Source organism: Ohtaekwangia sp. (assembly GCF_036568665.1).
GTDB lineage: Bacteria > Bacteroidota > Bacteroidia > Cytophagales > Cyclobacteriaceae > Ohtaekwangia.
The window spans coordinates 1-19,311 of the sequence record NZ_DATCSD010000388.1 but is presented as its reverse complement, the minus strand read 5'-3'; the positions used below and the strand labels follow the sequence as shown (position 1 = coordinate 19,311).

The window sequence follows — 19,311 nt, the reverse complement described above, 5'->3', positions numbered from 1 at the left end:
AGTCAAAAAGGCGATTGGATTGAGACTGAAATTATGTATTATATAGATTAAGTGAATCAACGATCAAGTAGTCAACAACACGATCACAAGCACAAACATCAATACAAGTAATACAAACCACAAAACGGTTCGAAAGAATTTACTTCGTGCTTCCTTGTAAAGTTGTTTATACTCCGGCATATCCTCTACCCGTTGAAATGTTGCCGGGTTACCCGGTGATGATATAGGTGCGTTACCTACATTTGACTCCGGTCTGGATATAGCGGCAGGCCGCACTGTCCCCTCTACATCGACCTTCTGCTTTTCATACGATTTACGCTTTGCACGTGTAGCCGATGGTAACGTGCTCAGCATGTCTGTATCAAAGCCAGCGTGATTCATGGCGTAGCGCACCTGCTCTTTAAAATCTTTAAGCTTGTCCGGTATATTTTTCACATCGGTTGTGCGGCTGGCATGTTCGTAAGTAATGTCGTGGTAGTAATTATTATTCCGGAGTGGTATTTCATGTCTCCAGAAATTCCAGGCATCAACGATCGTGGTTTGATTATAGAAGTGATCAAGCTCTCCGGTAATTATATACTTCAACCGACTGATATCAATACTATCCACTGCACACTCATTTACCAACGCCTGCCACGTCTGGCCCAATGCCTTCTCATCAAACAGCGGATGTTTCAAAAGATATATCAGATCAAACATATCTTTGAATCGCGGCCTCACCAATGTCTGATGCAACTTCCAGGCTACCTGCAATGCAATGGGTGTTGAATACGGAATGGTAAAGGGTTCTCCTCTCAGCGGAGTATATAGCAACGGAACCGGAGGCGGCTCTACGTCCAGGTTAAACGAAATATCCAATCCTAACCAATCCAATTTCTCACCATCTACCCAGCACATCAGGTCAGTATTTACCGTGGGGAAATCATCGTGCATGGCATAATCTATCCTTCGCCAGAATGCATTCTCCTGAAAGCTCCTGAACCTCACACCATCTTCTACTGTTAGTTCTGTAACGCGTGTAGTCCATTCGTCAAGCTTTGCGCGTGAGTCTTCTTCGTTTTCTAAAACATTCAGGTATATCCAGTCAAGATCGTTTGGCAATCGCATTGCCGGATCAGGAAAATATTGTCGCGTGACATAACTGCCCTTCAGCATAAAAGGAAGACCAACCGCTGAAGCTCTTCGAATGAAAGCTTCATACGCCAGCATTTGCAATCCACTTGATTCTGATATATCCACAAAGAAAAAATTATACTAACCAACCATTATCCAAAACTATATTATCATCGTATATACAAAACTCCGATTGTTCTTTTAGTATATACCAGTTTTGTTCATTAAGTTCTTTCTTAAGATTTGCTACACGTGTGTTAAATATTTGTTCTGTATCAAAATCGCGAAGGGTTACAAAACGCCTGGTGCTCTCGCCTCTCAAGGCATTTAACGACAGATGCACACGATGTTTTTCACATAAGGCAATCAGCTCTGGCACCCGCTCGTAATTTACTTTGCCATGCCATTCATAATATGGCTTGAATGATTCACGTACCATATATACCGCATCGGCTGCATGCACGGATGGCACTTCGATCTTCAGCCGTTTTACCGGAAAGCTATTTTTTGTGAATGACTGTATATACGCCCTGGATGATATCAAAGCCTGTTCCAGACTGGCAGCATGAATCACACTGCTAAACATGGGCTGATGCGCATAGTCACCCCGTGATAATTCGATCAATAGCGGTTTCCCGTTATTCAGCAGGCACACCTCCATAAATCGCACAACGTCTTCATCGGCAGATGCTTCAACCGTCAGGTGTATCTCAAAGGGTATACGTTTCACTTCCATGGCACCATACGCAGCAGTATAAAATTACTTCAAAGTCGAAAATATTCCATACCGTTCAAAGAACATGCACTCTGCAAGGTTTCTACAACTTGACTATCAAGATTATACCTTATTATAAACAATCCGAAAGTTATCCATATCCAACAAAAAAATCCACAGAAGAAGATCTTCCTCTGTGTTAATCTCTGTATCCTCCATGCTCCCTATAGCTTGCCTCTCTTCTGCGAAAAAAACATACGCATATATACCCGACACCAGATAAAAGAGCGCCATCCAAAAAACATCCTCCAACCAAGCCATCAAACTTTTCACTATATATACCTTCTTATTCACATTCCAAACTTTTAACATGGAACCTTAAACATTGAATAATGAACCATAAAAAGACCAGCCACTACACGTCCCATCATCACCATCAATTCGTGGCCGGTTACCCCTGTATCGTCATCAGAAAGTAAATCGCACGTAAGGCACCGGGAAGAACGACTGCTGATATTGTGTTACAATCGAATTGGTGCGTGGATTATAGCTTTGCGTAAATATATTCTTGTTGTTGGTGAGGTTCTGAAGATCGAGCGAAACCTCCAATGTACTGCGCGTATACTCCTTACGATAGGAGAAGCGAAGGTCTGTTCGGAAGTATGGCGTCTGCCGATCACTATAGGCTTCACTCTCCCTATAGATTGTACGGCCAAATACCTGCGACTTCCCGAAATCTATAGGAGTAAGTCGTTTCCCTCCTATTGTAGAGACTTTCACATTCACAGAGAAAAAATTCTTGCCCCTTCCTACCCGCCACTCTTTCCCTCCCAGTGCATTGAATACATATTGGGTATTAAAGGTTGTGTTGCGCTCTATACCATCGCTGCCTTTATACTTCGAATCAAACAACGAAGTGGTGATCAGAAAATAATATCCTTTGTTAAAGAATCGCTCGAGCGTCAGTTCCAAGCCATAGTTCCGACCGGTGCCTTTGTTTACGAGGCTATCCTGATCTTCTATACCAAAGCTCATTCCTGTATTCAATGCCGAGAATGACGAAGGCTTTTGTTCTACCGGCACATGTGTTAATGTCTGGTAATATCCTTCGGCTTTTAAACGGAGATTGTCAGATATATTCCAGTCGTAAGTAAGCACGTAGTGATGACTGGTTGTAAAGTCGAGGTTACGATTCGTAAGCAGTAGCTCTCTCGTGACCGTACGTGTTTGTATAAAGCTGGTGGTAATATTCTGCGCCTGGTTATGAATGCCATAGCCTATACTTAGCGATTGACTTCCATTGATAATATACTGCAAACTGGCACGCGGTTCCAATGCCCACTGTTCGTTAAGACTATAGTATTGCCCGTGTATACCGGCATTAAAAACAAGTTGCTGATTAAAGCGATGCTTCCACGTGGTATAGAACTGGTATAGCGTAGCCTGGTCGTTTACATCCAGCCGAACAGAGTCGCGGTCAAGATTGGCATATATATCCCGGTTGAGCAGATCGAATTGTGTAGCATCGATATAGAATCCGGAGGTAAGGCTGTTGCGCGCGTTGAACTTGGTGCGCGTCAGAAAATTGAACGAGTATTTTTGTGTACTCATTTCGCCTTGCGCCCGCAGGTAGCGGTCAGTCACTTCATCCTCGCTGTTACGTACCAATGAATCCGAATCAAACTTCTCGCGTGTACCGCTTACACCGGCAGTAAAGCGCAGGTATGTATTGGCTATACTTTTCTCGTAGCTCGCGCCCAACACACCGGTTCTATAGTTCGTATAGGAGTCACGATTTTCACTGCCATACAGATTGTTGTTCTTGCTAAGATCAGCTTCACTGCCTAGCAGATCGATCGAACTCAAACCACCAACGCCAAATATAGTCCACTTGCCGCCTTTTGTAGTGGGTAAACTTACTTTGAAATTTAGGTCTTGGTATAGCGGAGTATTGGAGCCTGTGCCGAATTGTATACCGAGTGATTGAAATACTCCCAATGTAGAGTATCGGTAATTCGCGATATACGATGCGCCTGATTTTTTAGAGAACGGCCCTTCCGCTCCCAACTCAAAACCATTAAAGCCCACCTGTGCCAATAGTTCGTGCTTTTCATTGTTACCATCACGAAGACGAAGATCGAATACCCCGGCCGTTGCGTTGCCGTATTGCGCCGGAAAGGCACTGGTCATAAAATCTGACTTATCAATGTTGTTGTTGTTTAATATACTCACCGGCCCTCCGGTACTAACCAATGCACCAAAGTGATTGGGGTTAGGAATGTTCAATCCTTCCAGTTGCCACAACATACCGGTAGGCGAATTACCACGCACTACTATATCATTACGCGAATCGTTACCGCCTACTACACCGGCAAAGTTTGCTGCCATGCGCGAAGGATCTCCCAATGCCCCGGCATAGCGTTTGGTATCATCTACATTGAAGGAGCGCGCACTCACCACCGCTATATCATTGTTCGTGGCAGTCTTGTCGCTCCTGGCATTGCCGGTAACAACTATTTCATTCAGCTGATTTATACTTTCGGTAAGACTAAATGTGAGCACAACTTCTTTTCCTGCAGTAACAATAACATTGGGAATAGTTTGTTCTTCGTAGCCTATATAGGTTATGCGCAATGTATGCCTCCCGGTAGGAACATGATCGATGCGATACCGGCCTTCTTCATCGGTTACACTTCCAAAAGTTTTCCCGTCCGGGTTGATAACCGTTACACTTACACCAATGAGTGGTGTATTACTCACACCATCGATCACTTTTCCGCGGATGGTCTGTGTCGATTGCGCCTGCAGGGATATATATACCAGCGTCACGATAGCGGTGGCGCATAGCCGGATTGTCTGAAATAAATTCATGGGGGTTCAATTCTTTGTTTAGGGTTTGATGTCCAGGTTCAATGTTTAAGGTTTCATGTTCAAGGTTGGAGATGCTGTTATAGCAGCACGTGTCCCTGATACAGGGGCGACTACGATAATGTTGTGATTATGCAGGAGTGGATGATCTATACTCCTGTGTGCATGGATAGTCTGTTTCATACGCGATGTGTTTGTTTGCCATCATTAACGCGCATGAATGTTTTATAGTGGGACTGCCACTGGTGAATGTAGCGAGTGGCGGCTGTTTCGGTATGAGTTACAAACGCCTGGTATAAGTAACAACGTTGTGAGACGAATGACTAATTCAACTCAAATACATTACGCAGTTGCTCTATCTTTTCAATGACTTCTTTTCCCTTGGCGCGCGATACAGGCACAGAGAAATTCGTATCGCGTATACTAAGTTTATAGCCGTTGGCATTTCCGGTAACGTGATCGATCGCATTAATATTTACAATAAATGACCGGTGACAGCGAATGGCAAAGTAATTATCGAGCTGGCCTTCTATATTTTTGAGATTGATCCGCAGCATTCGCTTTTCAATTGTCTGGCCGTTTCTCCAATATACGGTCGAATAATTATCGCTGGCTTCCACATAAAGCAGGTCGGCCAATGGCAGCTCGAGTGTTTCTTTTGTGTCTGAATAGATGGTGATGACGTTGACACGAGTATGTGCCGGATCTTCTTTCAGGTGTTTTATTTTGTCCAGCTCCCGGTTGGCTCTTACAGCACTCCGTAAGTTCTCCTGCAACATATTGTTTCTCAACAACAACGTTGCAATGGACAAGGGTATAACTCCGTTGCTTAACACACTGGGATATATATAGAGTATCTTTTCGCCCAGGGTTGACTCGGGATGGAAGTTCAACAGGTCAAGCACTACAGCGATGGCAAACCCATCCATCAAAAGTTGCCAGAATGAAAAGGCTATATATTTACCCACCGTCCAGTTGTCGAAAAGCGATGGAACAACTTTGGGCAGCATTACAATATTGAGGAAGAGAATAACAAAGGTGATTCCGCTGATCAGGAATATCTTATGCACATACGAGTGTTGAAACACAAACATGAACGCTACAAGAAAGAGACTGATACCAGCCGCCAGCAGCGTATTCTTGCGATCGTCATTCAGGTAGTAAGGAAATGGAGCGCGCATCAGTTCTATAAATCTGATCATGGGGCGAAAGGGAGCCCCGAAGGTGGTTCGCGACACTGTGGCTTTCATAGTCTTTGGGGTGAATGGTTCTCTTGGAGGCACCAAAGTTAACGAGGTTTTCTTTGCTCTATTACGAAAAGCACACAGCAAATGATACTCGTGGGGCCAATAACTGTGAAATGGTATGAATTGTTCTGACAACGGAAGAGGCTGACACACAACGCGCGGGCTACCGATTTTATTCGTAAACCTTTGCGAGGTGGCTTCGGGTGTAAGACTGGAATGCGGCTCGTATCAGGAATGGTTTTTATCTTTACGTATATATTCCGGAATTATTAAAGCATGCAGGAAAGACCACGAACGATACGGGTGATTCTGGCACTGGGAGCTCTCAGGCTTCTGGGCCTTATTCTTATACCGATTATTTACTATCTCACGCGAAATTCGTACGACAAAACTTTGTTCGCGGGTTTTGTCTCGTATACGCGTAAACGGTTCGGACTTCAAAATACGGAACAGGAAATGGCTATACTGGCCGGCTTGTTGTCGGTGCCACTGATACTCACCATCCTGTTGTTATGGTTTGTCAATCGCAGAAAGTTCTGGCCCGCGGTAATTGTTACAGGAATTGATCTCTTATTCGGATTGAGCCAGGAGTCGGGTATATTTGGCATTCTTATACTCATCCTTCTCTGGACAAATCCGTCTAAAGAATATCTCGGAATGAAAACATCTTCCGGTAAACCCGGATAGATATTTCTTCGTAAGCCAGTCTATGAATTACGCTCTTCCATAAAACCCGATGGAAGAATAGAGTCTCTCGTATACTATTACAAAAACACAGCGTACTACGGGGATAGAGTGAAATTTTACATTTGAATCCATAAAGAAAATCACTATGCCGGAATTACCAGACTTGCAGGCGTTCAGTATCAATCTACAGAAACGACTTCACAATAAAAAGGTAAAGGATATACATTTGGTATACGACAAAAAAGCTAATGCTTCGGAAGCCGAGCTGATAAAAACATTGGGCAACCAGGCCTTGACAGAAGTATATCGTGATGGCAAGGAACTGAGTTTCAAATTCAAGAAAGACGATGTACTGCGGCTTCACATGATGCTGAAGGGAAGACTATATGTCGTGGATAAAGATGAAGAACCGAAATATACCATCCTGGAAGTAGTGTTTAATGACGATACCAAACTGGTGCTGACCGATTTTCAAAAAGCCGCTACGGTAACCTTGAATCCCGAACCCAGCGATGTACCCGATGCAATGTCGGAAGAAGTGAATGCTGCTTTTCTGACGGCCCTGTTAAAGAAAAAGAAATCGAATATCAAAACTATACTGCTTGATCAGCATAATATAAAAGGTATTGGTAATGCGTATGCAGACGAAATTCTGTGGGATGCAAAGATATCTCCTTTCTCCATCGGTAATAAAATATCAGACGCTGCTGTCAAACGATTGTCAAAGTCAATCAAGTCTGTATTAAAACATGCTGAGAAGCAAATCCTCAAGAAAGAACCGGATATTATCAGCGGTGAGGTTCGCGACTTTCTGGATATTCATAATTCAAAGAAAACGCATAGCCCTACCGGTGGAAAGATTATTTCTACCAGTATAAACTCGCGCGTAACATATTATACCGAAGAACAGGAAATGTTCGAATGACCGCGTGATCGTAACATCGTTTAACCAAACCCGTTATATCAATCATGAAGTTTACGCAGCTGGCACCGCCACCACATCTTCGCGCATACGTCCGGTATTTCTGGACGCTCGAAAATGATGGCGATGATACTGCTACAACGTTAGGCCCACTGGCCGATGGCTGTCCCGGATTTATGGTGCATCCATCGGAGAAAGGAATGTTCAAAGATGAATTTGGTAATCCGCTCGCGCCTGCTTTTTTATATGGGCAAACTATTACACGCACAAGCCTTCATTTAACAGGCAAGTTTAGCACCGCAGGTATATGTTTTCATCCCGATGCACTGAAATCTGTTTTTGGATTTGATGCACATGAGTTTACCGACTCTTGTTTCGACACCAACATCTGGAGTAACCGAAGAAGTAATTCACTTGAAGATCAACTGCTTCATGCTGCCACATCAACCGAACAGCTTGCTATACTTACTACATTTATCACTGACGAAGTTCGCAAGAACCAGGTGAATCCGGATGTTCTAACCCAACAAGTTGTTACACGCATCATGCAATCCAGAGGGCAAATCACGCTGCGCGATCTTCAGCAACACTTCAGTATCTCCGAGAGAAGTCTTGAGCGCAAGTTCAGCCAACAGGTGGGTATCACACCCAAAGTATTTTCCAGGGTTTGTCGTTTTCAGGCATCGTTACAACAATTGATCAACAACAACTATAGCAACCTGTCGGATGTTGCTTTTGATAACGGGTATTCTGATCAGTCGCATTTCATTCGTACATTCAAAGAGTTTGCCGGCACTTCCCCCTATCAATTTCAGAAGCAGGCAACTGAAACAGCTACTACTATTCCCGTATTGCTGTAATTATTTTCCAGTTCAACACGCTATTTATATTGTCGCAATCAACCCTATAGATTGTCGCGTTCAGGCAACGATCATCGTGCTATACTATACTAAGTTTGCAGTATCTAAACTGGACTACCTATGGGAACCAAAATCTTTGTAAACCTTGCCGTAAAAGACCTGAAACGTTCTATCGGGTTCTTTACACAGATGGGCTATACATTCGATCCGCAGTTTACAGATCAGAATGCAACGTGCATGATTGTAACAGAAGATATATATGTGATGCTACTGGTAAAAGATTTCTTCAGGACTTTCACGAAAAAAGAAGTTACCGACCCCGCGAAAGCCACCGAAGTAATTCTCACACTCTCTGCAGACAGTCGTGAGCAGGTAGACGATCTTGTGAACAAAGCCATTCGCGCAGGAGCCACTTCACCAAACGATATACAAGACCAGGGCTGGATGTACGGTCGCGGTTTTTACGATCTGGATGGTCATCATTGGGAGATTATGTATATGGATGCTTTTGTATTCTCTCAATAAGTTTAGAGGTTTTAATGTTTAATGTTCAAAGTTTGTGGTTAAAGGTTTAAAGGTTATGGTTCAAGGTTGCGTTAGAGTTCAAGGGTTATAAAGTATTGGGTATACTATATATTGTAAAAAGTGAACCACCACCTTTTGAACATTGAACCTGAAACCTTAAACATGGAACTCAAAAAAAGAAGGAGCAGCCGAAGCTGCTCCCTTCCACCTTACCTAACAAACCTATACGAGACTAACAGTATATTTTGCCTTATGGTTGTGTAACACCTGCAAAGATGAGAAGGTCGGCAATCGTAAAATCGCCCGCTGCTGCCGATGGCAACATCGGAGTAAAACCACCGGATACATTCAGGTATGAGTTGGCATCACGCTTCAGCATTTTGATAAATGTATCGGCAACGATCTTCGCTCCCACCGGGCCGAGTTGATTTCCGCTGCGCAGTACAGCAGCTTCGCGCAACACATAATACCAGAGTGGAGTCTTCTGCAACAATATTCCTCCGTTGGAATTTAGTACCGCTACTTCATTGGCGGGTAGCCCCTGCGTTAGCTGCGCGGTTGTCATCGGAGTTATACCAAATGAGTTAGCCATACCTTGTCCGCTGGGTAAACCGAGTGCAAGACCTCTGCGTAAATTGCGTGTGGCTAACACAGCCATGATGCCACTTCCTCCCGGTATACTTTCGAGTCCGTTCGCCATAATACTATCAATCTTGCGGGCCTTGTTATTAACCGGTACCACTACGCCTGTACCGAAGAACGCATTGAAATCAACCACCCAGTTAGAAAATATAGGGAGTCGTGGATTGCGATTAAATTCAAATACCTGACCCAGGGTAGCATTGGGGAAATTGAAATTTACCCAGTAATTATTCCGGATCATACTATGCCCGAAGCGATACGCTGCCACTGAAAATTCTACCGGCATGCGGAAGGTACTTCCGACTGACGCTGCTACAGTGGTGAGTGCACTGGTTACAGCAGCAGCACCACATACCTTTTTCAGGTAATCATTCACTACAGCCCATTGATAATGATGCGTTACAATTTTCTTCGCTTCCACAAATATATCTCCGGAGAAACCTGCGAGCTCCAGCATATCTACTACCTGGTTATGAAAGCGAAGCATTGCCTGATGGAACTGCGCTACAATAAGATTCTCATCATTGCGCGGATCACCAATCATTGCAGTATTGGTTGATGCTGCGCGTGGCACATCCCAATCGTTTTGTGTTTGCATACCGCCAAATCCACCAGTTCCGCCCGGGCCACCGGCTCCGAAATTAGAATTGGAACCCAGCAAAAATTTTATTGCTGTAGAACCGGAAGCCGGAAAACTATATAAGAACGGATCAAGCGCAGGACCACGACTATATAATGAATCCAGATCAAGCGCAGGAGTACGCATGTTGTTGATGGTAGTAGCATCGGTCTCTACTTCGAGCGAGGAAGAAACATCGAATGTTATATCATGATCTACAAACTGACCGAAGTATGTATACCCGGAGGGTATCGTTGAGTCGGCACCAACATCACGTTCAGGGTCACCCATCAGATCACCGAGTTGTCCAAGTAATACCTGGTTCGTCAGGTTAAACGGTAATTTACTTGCGCTGCGTACCGATGATGTCGACATATAGCCAAACTTATCGCTGCATATAGAGAAGACAGAAGGAAACGGAAACCATGCGAGTGATATTTTCGCTCCATGAAAACGCTTGGTACCGGGCTTGAGTGCCGTGAGCGATTTCCGTACATCTTCCGGCATCTTTGCTACCGGAATAGCAGGATTGGGATTGATCTTGTTTATACTGATCAATAATTTCTTCGGATCTATAGCCGGCTTGATTTTGAGATCAACGATGCGTTTCTCCAGATCAGTAATCTTGAGAGGCACCGGATTCGGTGTTTGCTTTGCCGTAAACGTTTTGAAGAGCTGATCAGCGATGTTGGTAACTTTTACTGTCGCTTTTACTGCGACCTTCTTGGATACACTGGCAGACGCCCTCGACTTCTTGGGGGCTGCCTTCTTGGCTGTTGTTTTTTTGAGAGATGTTTTTTTTGTAGGCATATAAATATAGATTAAGGGTATTCACAATATATAGCTTACCGACAACGGATATAATAACGTGCAAACATGTAAACATGCAAAAGCAAAAAGCCCATCAACGGCAAAGGTTCTCTCTGCAGATGATGGGCTCTTACGTATAAAACGAATATATACTTTTTTCTAATGAAAGGCAACAGCAACCCTTATCCGTTATTCGTTAACAGATAACGATTAACGGTTAACGGTTAACAACGCATGTTTCAAATCCTGGTCGCGGGAAGAATTACCGGTCATGATATCAAACTCCCCGGGCTCAATCGTCCAGGCCATGTTGATATCGTAGAAGGAAAGTTTCTCGGGAGTAATGGAGAACGTTACTGTTTTTTGTTCGCCAGGTTCGAGTGTTACACGTTTAAAGTCTTTCAGTTCTTTTACAGGTCGTGTTACAGAGCTTACTTTATCGCGGATATATAGTTGCACTACTTCATCTCCTTTCATCGTTCCGGTGTTCTTTACGGTAACAGTAACATTTATACTGTCACCAATTTTTATAGCGGCATTGGAGAGAACCGGTTCTCCTGTTTCGAAGGTGGTATAGCTCAAGCCATAACCAAACGAATATAGCGGACTCACATCATCGAAGAGATAACCTCTGCGTGCAGCCGGTTTATAATTATAGTATGCAGGTATATGTCCGGCAGAGCGTGGAAAGGTGATCGGAAGTTTACCGCCCGGATTGTAATCACCAAAAAGTACATCGGCCACGGCATTACCTGCCTCCTGTCCTATATACCAGCACTCAAATATAGTGGGTACCTTCTTTACCAGGTTATTAAACGACAACGGACTTCCATTGAATACAAAGGCAATTACAGGTTTACCGGTTGCTACCATCGCATCAATCAGTTCATCCTGGCGACCTACCAGGTCTAGTGTTGTGCGATCGCCCATGTGCTCCTTGCTCCAGGCCTCGCGCGATACTTGTTCGTTCTGTCCTATAGCCAGTATAATTACATCAGCTGTGCGCGCCAATGCTATAGCTTCCTTTATCTGCTGACGATCCGCTTCCGGTGAAGGCACTTCTACTTTATCCTGACTCCAGCCACTGGTGGTTGTAATTTTACATCCTTCACTATATGATACCTTTATCTTATCGCCAGCTTTTTGTTTTATCCCATCATATACTGTGGTGAAGAATGTTGGCTCACCACTATAACCTCCCAGTAAAAACCGATTGGCATTGGGGCCGATCACCGCTATATGTTTTACTTTATCGCGTTTAAGCGGGGCAACCTGCTTTTCATTCTTTAATAAGGTGATCGTCTGCAAAGCAGCATCGTGTGCCAGCTTCCGGTTTTCTTCGCTGCCTATAAATGCTTTTGCTTTTTCCGCGTCTACGTACGGATTATCGAAGAGGCCCATGCGGAATTTATACTCCAGCATCTTCAGCACGAGTTCATCAATAACAGACTCGGCAATGATCTTGTTCTGCACCAGTGAATCGAGGTTCTTAAAGCAGTCGATCTCCGGCAACTCTATATTTACTCCGGCTTCAATCGTAAGCTTCGCGGCTTCATCGCCATTCGCGGCTACATGGTTTCCAAATAAACCTTCACGATCAGCCAGCTCACGCACAGCATAGTAATCAGACACTACATATCCTGTAAAGCCCATTTCACCGCGAAGTATATCGCGCAGCATCCACTTATTGGCGTGCGAGGGTACACCATCTACTTCATTATAAGAAGCCATCAGACTTCCCGGATGTGCACGCTGCACTACTTGTTTGAAGGGATAGAAGAATACTTCGCGCAGCACGCGTTCCGATACATTGGCCGGTGCTATATTATTACCGGCTTCAGGCCAGCCATGACCAGCCATGTGTTTCAACGTAGCCACTACACGCTCGCCACTGGCAAATGTACCATCGCCCTGAAAACCGTTTACAGCCGCTACTCCCATCTCTCCCGCGAGGTATGGATCTTCGCCATAGGTCTCTTCTACCCGGCCCCAACGCGGATCGCGCGCTACATCTACTACAGGCGATAATGCCTGGTGCGTTCCGCGCAAGCGCGCCTCTTTGGCAACGAGGGTAAATACCTGTTCGATCAGGGCAGGATTAAATGTTGCGGCTAATCCTATAGGTTGAGGGAAGCTGGTGGCACCTTTCGCTGCGTGACCATGTAAACATTCTTCATGATAAAAAACCGGAATGCCCAATCGCGTTTCTTCTACAAAATATTTCTGAATAGCGTTGGTGAGTAACGCAGTCTTATAAGGATCAAGCCCGCCCTTTGTATCACTGGGTCTTCCAACCTGACCGAGTCCATCCTTAAAATTCTTCCTGGCTTTTTCAACATCAAAGTTACCGGCAGAGTCGAGCAGCATAGTGGCTTTATCATTCCACACACAGTGCATCTGCGCTGTTTTTTCCTGCAACGTCATGCGGCTCAACAGGTCTTTAGCACGCTCTTCAGCAGAGAGTTCAGGATTTTTGTAAGCAGGTTTATCGGATGCAGGTTTAGAACAGGCAAGCACTCCGATGAGCAGGATCAGGTAAGGTATCAGGCGCATATTATAGTCATTTCGACCATAAGATGAAGAGTTTTAGCATACTTTGCAATCGATTTAAAAATATTTTTTACGGTATTAATTGTGTTGCAGAAGAAAAAAATTCCCAGCATATTCATGCCTTCGAAACTTAAACCTATTTGTCCATGAAACAATCCATAGATCGCTCCCGGCTCTTTTGGGCAAGCTGTCTGGCGCTACTCGTAACATCCCTGTCGTTCGGTATCCGTGCTGGTATCCTGAATGAACTCGGTACTACTTTCAATCTTAATGCGGCTCAACTTGGCGTCATTACCGCTACAGCTTTCTGGGGATTTCCCCTCGCAGTAATTATCGGAGGTATGGTGGTGGATATCATCGGCATGAAGCGATTGCTGCTCATTGCTTTTGTATTTCACCTGCTCGGTATAGTACTCACTATTTTCGCTACCGGTTACTGGTCTTTATTCCTCTCAACGCTGTTGATCGGTATAGCCAACGGAACGGTAGAAGCAGCTTGCAACCCGCTCGTTGCCACGATTTATGCCGACAACAAAACTACCAAGCTGAATCATTTTCACCTGTGGTTCCCCGGTGGTATCGTGATCGGTACATTGATCGCATTCTTCTTTACGAAGATCGGATTAGGCTGGCAGATACAAGTGGCCACTATGATTATACCGACTGTACTCTATGGATATTTCTTCTCCAAGCTGGAGTTCCCGGTAACGGAACGTGTAGCCTCCGGTGTTTCAACCGGTGACATGTATAAGGCCGTGTTGAGTCCGCTGTTCATCTTTATGATCATCTGTATGTTCGGTACGGCTATCACAGAATTGTTTACCGGCCAGTGGATCGATGTACTCCTGAAAAGTGTAACCGACAATGCTATACTTATCCTTACGCTCACAACGGGTGTAATGGTGGTAGGAAGAGGATTGGCAGAACCTGTAGTGCATCGCTTCTCTCCGCAAGGTGTATTGTTGATCTCCGCTATATTATCGGTAGTAGGACTATATCTGCTCGGTCATACTTCGGGCAATATGATCTTTATCGGTGCATTGGTATTTGGTATGGGGGTTTGCTACTTCTGGCCAACGATGATCGGCTTTGTGGCTGAAAATCTTCCAAAGACCGGTGCCGTAGGACTCAACTTTATGGGTGGTGCCGGTATGTTTGCCGTATCGCTATACCTCATCTTTATGGGCGGATACTATAACAACCTGGTGGAAAGTAAACTTCCTGCCGGTGTTTCAGATGCCGATAAAGTAGCATTACTCGCAGAAGCGAAGAAAGCTGCCGGACCAGAGATTATTAACGTAACACTGGTTATTCCGATTATACTGGTAGTGGCTTTCACCGGACTGGTTATCTATATGAAGAACCGTAAGAAAGAAGCAGTACCTGCTTAATATATACCTTACTATATAAAAGAGAGGATGGCCGAAAACCATCCTCTTTCTTTTTTGCGTACGTTCGTTCATACAAACACTTCGCTTGAGTATGAACAAGTTTATCGTGATATTGATGATGATATCGCAGCAAAGTATGGCACAACTACAGATTGTTGAACCGGTAAAATTCCTGGCACTCGGAGATTCCTATACTATTGGAGAAAGTGTTTCTCCCAATGAACGATGGCCCGTGCAGTTGCTCGAAACCTTGCACAAGGAAGGTATAGATGGCACGGCCCCCAGAATCATTGCCACCACCGGCTGGCGCACAGACGATCTGAAACGAGCAATAACAGAAGCCCATCTAAAACCGGAATATACATTGGTATCATTGCTAATTGGCGTGAATAATTACTACCAGGGTAAATCTGCTGAGAGCTACGCTCCTGAATTTGAAGAGCTGCTGCACACCGCTATACAATTGGCAGGCGGCATAAAATCGCATGTATTTGTTGTATCTATACCCGATTACGGCTATACCCCTTTCGGAAAAGAAAAGCAGGCATTCATCAGTCAGGGTATAGATGACTTTAATGCTATAAACAAGTCCATCGCAGAGAAACTCGGTATAACCTATATCTTCATCACCGATATTTCCCGCAGAGGATTTACTGAGCCCGACCTCGTAGCCACCGATGGACTACATCCTTCGGGGAAGATGTATAGCGAGTGGGTGGAGCAGATATTGGCGGCTGTTAGGCGTTAGCCGTTACACGTTAATTGTTAGTAGTTAACAATTATTCGTTACACGTTATCCGTTAAAAGCGGGCATCTATACTTCGACATTCGTTGATCGATATTCCTTGCTCAATATTCAGTTAACAGTTATTCGTGAGTACATTTTTCCCTTCGCCATTCGATGTTCCCTGTTCGATATTCGTTAATCGTTATCCGTTATCCGATCTTCCAACAGAACTTCTCCCATTCTCCTTACTCCTTCATTCTTACTCCTTGCTTCTCATCGCCACCTTTCCCCTACACGCCAGCATTTGCCCCTTAAAATCTGAAAATGTTCTTAAAAAGAACTTAATACAATCTGCGTTACAAACGTTGCTTTCACGGTGTAAAAGATTTTATACTTAAAATTGAGCGCAGGGTCTTTTGTTATAGTATAAAGTTATATTCTTTTGTCAGGCGTATGCACGAACAGCATACAACAGAACTGATCTGAAGTACTCTTCCGGAGGAAATAAAGTATACATATATAGTTCGAATCAACGAAGTATATATACAATCTTATCGGTGGTTCCTGCAGGTGTATCATGGGGGATGATCCCTGCAGGACAGCCATCGAAGTCGGCCGACAAGCCACACTATCCCGTGTAAATTCTGCAAAACACCTGCATATCCTTTACTATTTCCAGAATATATAGTTTGTAATTGGGAAGGTTCACTTTCCGCATCTATCAAAGCGGAACGCATAGGCCATTGGTGCGTAATTTGAACAGGTCGTAAAAAATGAGTAACCTTACCAAAACGTTGTTCCCTTGAACATCCCAGAATCGCTACCTGTACCCCTTCCTGCTGCGCGCTCCGCAGTACCTGGTTTGCACATCGTGGCCAACCTATCGGTTGCCAACGTGGCAAAGCTTGTTGATTACCACAACTTTAAAGATTTCATCGAAACACAGATACATGCCTTCCGGCTTACGCAGGTAGGTGAAGTATACCATAACTTTCCCGGTGGTGGATATACCGGTGTGGTTTGTCTCACCGAATCACACCTCTCCATACACACCTGGCCGGAGCAGCAATACGCTACGTTCGATGTGTTTCTTTCCAATTACCTGAGAGACAATCGTGCTACAACGCATGGGCTGTACGAAGCCGTAAAGGACTTCTTTGAAGCCGATATACTCTTCGAACAAATCATTAATCGCTAACGTGAAAAGAAACGCTTTCTATAGTTGCCCAAGCTGCAGCACCGTACATGTTGTTTCGGTGGAAGACGCCTCCATGATCGTGTGCCGCGTTTGCTCGATGGTGATCACCGAGAATGCGAGCGATGAACCGCTCCTGGTTGCCAAGGTTCCGGAAGACTGGAGTTTTCTGCAGATCGGATCTGCCGGAGAGTATAAGAACAATGCTTTCACCATCGTGGGCCGGGTTCGCCTTCAATTACGCAACGACTATAAAAACTTCTGGTGTGCAGTATATAGCACCGGCAAATGTCTTTGGATCGCAGAGTCGTTCGGAAGCTTTCGGGTATTCACTACCTCGTGGCAGCGCTATAAGAACGATGCTACCAAGCTACGGGCCGGCAAGACCATTCATCTCGGAGGAAATATAGCTATGCAGGGAGAATACGTGGAGCGATGCGAGAACCTTCGCTTCGAAGGAGAAATCGGTCCGTGGAATTTATTTCGACCAGGGTTCTTTGTCGTGCAGGCCAGCCGTGATAGCGGTGAGACTGCCATCTTTACTATATATCGCGACACCGTAGATATATTGACGGGCGAAAGGGTTTCGTCCGAAGATCTGAAACTCACTAATATCCTGGAGTGGAATGAGTGGAAATAACTATACGGTAACCTGTAATCATTGCAACACCGTAAACACGGTGCGTGGCAAAGCCATGACACTTGCGATGACTTGTTCCGGCTGCGGGTATTACATGCGTTTGGGCGACTGGAACAATGCAGCTTCTGTCTTTAAAAAGAAAGTAGAGCCCGCTATACCTATAGGAGCCAAAGGAAGGTTTGATGGTATTGTATATGAAGTGATGGGCTTTGTAGTAAAGCGCGAAACAAAGTATCATTACTCGTGGCGTGAATATTTACTCTTCAACCCATACAAAGGCTATGCGTTCCTGGCAGAATATGAGGGCAACTGGAATTTTGTATGGCCTATAGAAGAGAATCCACGAACGGTTGGCAACAAGTCCGATCACGACCTGATGTTTGAGCAGGAACACTATCGCATCTATCAGAAATATCATGCAGAAGTACAATATGCGGTCGGAGAATTTTTCTTCGATGTAGTGGACTTAACAGAGACAACTTACAACCATGAATATATAGCACCTCCCTTTTTTCTGACAGTTGAAAAAAGCGATGACAGTGTACTGTGGTGCAAAGGAGAATACTGCTCTCCCAAGGAAATAGCTGCTGCATTTAATATACCCAAAAGTAAACTTCCGGCAAAAGAAGGAAGAGGTTATACCCAACCTATATCTACATCCTTCAATAGTCAGTCGCTGATTTCACTTACAGTTATTCTGTTCTTTGTCGCAGTGCTCGCGCAATTTTACTTCTCCTTTGTCGCAACAGAAGACGTTGTCTTCAATGAAGACTTTGATCAGAAAGCACTCTCCGATCAGAAGTTTCTGGTATCGCATCCGTTCGATATTAGCGGAAGCACAGGCAACCTGGAGTTTGATATATATGCACCATTGACGAACGATTGGTTCTATGCAGACTTCTCGTTGATCAATGAGCAAACCGGTGTAGAGTATAATTTTTCAAAAGATGTTGAATACTATTCCGGTGTAGAAGATGGCTATAGCTGGTCAGAAGGATCTACGCACGGCAAGGCCTTGATCTCGCAGATTCCCGGAGGGCGTTACCACATCAATGTATACCCGGAGTTCAGCACCACATACCAGACGTTCTCGATTAAGGTAACACGAAACGTAAGCATGCTCGTAAACTTCTGGGTAACGTTATTATTGTTAATGGCATTTCCCATCTTTTACCTTATACGCAGGCAAATGATTGAAGTAAAACGCTGGAGCGAAAGTGATTATTCACCTTATGTAACCGAATAGGCATGATAAGCTGGAACGAATTAAAAGGACTTAAATACTATCTTGGCTTTGCCACTGTAGTGTTGCTGCTATATATATACTCAGGCATGGTAGGATGGCGCTGGTTTAATCCCACCACCACTACACATGAGCAAAGCACACGCGGCCATCATACAGGAAGAGGATATTTTTACCACAAATAAAAACAACTAATACTATGGAATGGAAATATGTACTCGCATCGGTAATCTTTTCACTGGTCGGGATCTTTATACTGGGAATCTGCTTCTGGTTCTTCGAAAAGATTACACCCGAAAATCTCTGGAAAGAGATCATCGAAAAAAATAACATAGCCCTCGCCATTGTTGCCGGAGCATTCATGATCGCGATGGGCATCATCATTGGCTCTGCTATACACAGTTAATCTATTGTATGACTACTCCGGGAGATAAAGCCAGTGGCTTTCAATGGCTGCTGCTCATTTCCGTTTTTATTGTTGCCACCTGCGGACTCATCTACGAACTGGTAGCGGGTACGTTGGCCAGTTATTTATTAGGCGATTCGGTAACACAATT

At 44.4% G+C, this 19,311-nt stretch carries 18 protein-coding genes; 11 read left to right on the top strand and 7 right to left on the bottom strand.

What is annotated here, in order from left to right:
* Window positions 1–63: 63 nt before the first annotated feature.
* From VIN08_RS22660 to VIN08_RS22640, 5 genes are all read right to left on the bottom strand, one after another.
* Window positions 64–1,239, bottom strand: coding sequence for a nucleotidyl transferase AbiEii/AbiGii toxin family protein (locus tag VIN08_RS22660; RefSeq protein WP_331970194.1), 1,176 nt, complete (start codon window positions 1,237–1,239; stop codon window positions 64–66).
* A gap of 10 nt (window positions 1,240–1,249) precedes the next feature.
* Window positions 1,250–1,849, bottom strand: a complete 600-nt coding sequence (locus tag VIN08_RS22655; RefSeq protein WP_331970191.1) for a hypothetical protein — start codon at window positions 1,847–1,849, stop codon at window positions 1,250–1,252.
* 447 nt (window positions 1,850–2,296) lie between these two features.
* Window positions 2,297–4,699, bottom strand: coding sequence for a TonB-dependent receptor (locus tag VIN08_RS22650; protein ID WP_331970188.1), 2,403 nt, complete (start codon window positions 4,697–4,699; stop codon window positions 2,297–2,299).
* 45 nt (window positions 4,700–4,744) lie between these two features.
* Window positions 4,745–4,879: a hypothetical protein gene (locus VIN08_RS22645; RefSeq protein ID WP_331970185.1), complete on the bottom strand. Its 135-nt coding sequence runs from the start codon at window positions 4,877–4,879 to the stop codon at window positions 4,745–4,747.
* A 140-nt stretch (window positions 4,880–5,019) separates the two neighbouring features.
* Complete coding sequence (locus tag VIN08_RS22640) at window positions 5,020–5,946, bottom strand: LytTR family DNA-binding domain-containing protein (RefSeq protein WP_331970182.1); 927 nt, start codon at window positions 5,944–5,946, stop codon at window positions 5,020–5,022.
* 273 nt (window positions 5,947–6,219) lie between these two features.
* Between VIN08_RS22640 and VIN08_RS22635 the strand changes: the two genes are divergently transcribed.
* The 4 genes from VIN08_RS22635 to VIN08_RS22620 all read left to right on the top strand — a co-directional run bounded on the left by VIN08_RS22635 (window position 6,220) and on the right by VIN08_RS22620 (window position 8,937).
* Window positions 6,220–6,630: a hypothetical protein gene (locus VIN08_RS22635; protein ID WP_331970180.1), complete on the top strand. Its 411-nt coding sequence runs from the start codon at window positions 6,220–6,222 to the stop codon at window positions 6,628–6,630.
* A gap of 145 nt (window positions 6,631–6,775) precedes the next feature.
* Window positions 6,776–7,555 carry a DNA-formamidopyrimidine glycosylase family protein gene (locus tag VIN08_RS22630; RefSeq protein ID WP_331970177.1) on the top strand — a complete coding sequence of 260 codons (780 nt, stop codon included), beginning with the start codon at window positions 6,776–6,778 and terminating at the stop codon, window positions 7,553–7,555.
* Window positions 7,556–7,599: 44 nt separating this feature from the next.
* Window positions 7,600–8,412, top strand: a complete 813-nt coding sequence (locus tag VIN08_RS22625) for a helix-turn-helix transcriptional regulator (protein ID WP_331970174.1) — start codon at window positions 7,600–7,602, stop codon at window positions 8,410–8,412.
* 120 nt (window positions 8,413–8,532) lie between these two features.
* Window positions 8,533–8,937, top strand: coding sequence for a VOC family protein (locus tag VIN08_RS22620; protein WP_331970171.1), 405 nt, complete (start codon window positions 8,533–8,535; stop codon window positions 8,935–8,937).
* Window positions 8,938–9,187: 250 nt separating this feature from the next.
* Here the strand turns inward: VIN08_RS22620 and VIN08_RS22615 are convergent, their stop codons facing one another.
* Together VIN08_RS22615 and VIN08_RS22610 are read right to left on the bottom strand one after the other, a co-directional pair.
* Window positions 9,188–11,008, bottom strand: a complete 1,821-nt coding sequence (locus VIN08_RS22615) for a heme peroxidase family protein (RefSeq protein ID WP_331970168.1) — start codon at window positions 11,006–11,008, stop codon at window positions 9,188–9,190.
* A gap of 210 nt (window positions 11,009–11,218) precedes the next feature.
* A complete protein-coding gene (locus VIN08_RS22610) occupies window positions 11,219–13,561 on the bottom strand; it encodes a glycoside hydrolase family 3 N-terminal domain-containing protein (protein ID WP_331970166.1) in 2,343 nt (780 codons plus the stop codon).
* A gap of 143 nt (window positions 13,562–13,704) precedes the next feature.
* Here VIN08_RS22610 and VIN08_RS22605 point away from each other — a divergent pair, with 143 nt between their 5' ends.
* The 7 genes from VIN08_RS22605 to VIN08_RS22575 all read left to right on the top strand — a co-directional run bounded on the left by VIN08_RS22605 (window position 13,705) and on the right by VIN08_RS22575 (window position 19,160).
* Complete coding sequence (locus VIN08_RS22605) at window positions 13,705–14,949, top strand: MFS transporter (RefSeq protein ID WP_331970163.1); 1,245 nt, start codon at window positions 13,705–13,707, stop codon at window positions 14,947–14,949.
* Window positions 14,950–15,040: 91 nt separating this feature from the next.
* On the top strand, window positions 15,041–15,697 hold the full coding sequence (locus VIN08_RS22600) for an SGNH/GDSL hydrolase family protein (protein ID WP_331970160.1): 657 nt from the start codon (window positions 15,041–15,043) through the stop codon (window positions 15,695–15,697).
* A 781-nt stretch (window positions 15,698–16,478) separates the two neighbouring features.
* Window positions 16,479–16,874: an S-adenosylmethionine decarboxylase gene (locus tag VIN08_RS22595; protein ID WP_331970157.1), complete on the top strand. Its 396-nt coding sequence runs from the start codon at window positions 16,479–16,481 to the stop codon at window positions 16,872–16,874.
* Window position 16,875: 1 nt separating this feature from the next.
* Window positions 16,876–17,511, top strand: a complete 636-nt coding sequence (locus VIN08_RS22590) for a hypothetical protein (protein WP_331970155.1) — start codon at window positions 16,876–16,878, stop codon at window positions 17,509–17,511.
* A complete protein-coding gene (locus VIN08_RS22585; RefSeq protein WP_331970152.1) occupies window positions 17,498–18,757 on the top strand; it encodes a DUF4178 domain-containing protein in 1,260 nt (419 codons plus the stop codon). Before VIN08_RS22590 ends, VIN08_RS22585 begins: the two co-directional genes overlap by 14 nt.
* Window positions 18,758–18,759: 2 nt before the next feature.
* The gene (locus VIN08_RS22580) at window positions 18,760–18,939 is read left to right on the top strand and encodes a hypothetical protein (protein WP_331970149.1); all 180 of its coding nucleotides are present in this window, start codon (window positions 18,760–18,762) and stop codon (window positions 18,937–18,939) included.
* A 14-nt stretch (window positions 18,940–18,953) separates the two neighbouring features.
* Complete coding sequence (locus VIN08_RS22575) at window positions 18,954–19,160, top strand: DUF350 domain-containing protein (protein WP_331970148.1); 207 nt, start codon at window positions 18,954–18,956, stop codon at window positions 19,158–19,160.
* Window positions 19,161–19,311: the final 151 nt, after the last annotated feature.

What these genes read in the sequence shown, in the direction of transcription:
- VIN08_RS22655 (WP_331970191.1), bottom strand. Translation starts at nt 1,849, where the DNA reads ATGGAAGTGAAACGTATACCCTTTGAGATACACCTGACGGTTGAAGCA.
- VIN08_RS22650 (WP_331970188.1), bottom strand. Translation starts at nt 4,699, where the DNA reads ATGAATTTATTTCAGACAATCCGGCTATGCGCCACCGCTATCGTGACG.
- VIN08_RS22645 (WP_331970185.1), bottom strand. Translation starts at nt 4,879, where the DNA reads ATGAAACAGACTATCCATGCACACAGGAGTATAGATCATCCACTCCTG.
- VIN08_RS22640 (WP_331970182.1), bottom strand. Translation starts at nt 5,946, where the DNA reads ATGAAAGCCACAGTGTCGCGAACCACCTTCGGGGCTCCCTTTCGCCCC.
- VIN08_RS22635 (WP_331970180.1), top strand. Translation starts at nt 6,220, where the DNA reads ATGCAGGAAAGACCACGAACGATACGGGTGATTCTGGCACTGGGAGCT.
- VIN08_RS22630 (WP_331970177.1), top strand. Translation starts at nt 6,776, where the DNA reads ATGCCGGAATTACCAGACTTGCAGGCGTTCAGTATCAATCTACAGAAA.
- VIN08_RS22625 (WP_331970174.1), top strand. Translation starts at nt 7,600, where the DNA reads ATGAAGTTTACGCAGCTGGCACCGCCACCACATCTTCGCGCATACGTC.
- VIN08_RS22620 (WP_331970171.1), top strand. Translation starts at nt 8,533, where the DNA reads ATGGGAACCAAAATCTTTGTAAACCTTGCCGTAAAAGACCTGAAACGT.
- VIN08_RS22615 (WP_331970168.1), bottom strand. Translation starts at nt 11,008, where the DNA reads ATGCCTACAAAAAAAACATCTCTCAAAAAAACAACAGCCAAGAAGGCA.
- VIN08_RS22610 (WP_331970166.1), bottom strand. Translation starts at nt 13,561, where the DNA reads ATGCGCCTGATACCTTACCTGATCCTGCTCATCGGAGTGCTTGCCTGT.
- VIN08_RS22605 (WP_331970163.1), top strand. Translation starts at nt 13,705, where the DNA reads ATGAAACAATCCATAGATCGCTCCCGGCTCTTTTGGGCAAGCTGTCTG.
- VIN08_RS22600 (WP_331970160.1), top strand. Translation starts at nt 15,041, where the DNA reads ATGAACAAGTTTATCGTGATATTGATGATGATATCGCAGCAAAGTATG.
- VIN08_RS22585 (WP_331970152.1), top strand. Translation starts at nt 17,498, where the DNA reads ATGAGTGGAAATAACTATACGGTAACCTGTAATCATTGCAACACCGTA.
- VIN08_RS22580 (WP_331970149.1), top strand. Translation starts at nt 18,760, where the DNA reads ATGATAAGCTGGAACGAATTAAAAGGACTTAAATACTATCTTGGCTTT.
- VIN08_RS22575 (WP_331970148.1), top strand. Translation starts at nt 18,954, where the DNA reads ATGGAATGGAAATATGTACTCGCATCGGTAATCTTTTCACTGGTCGGG.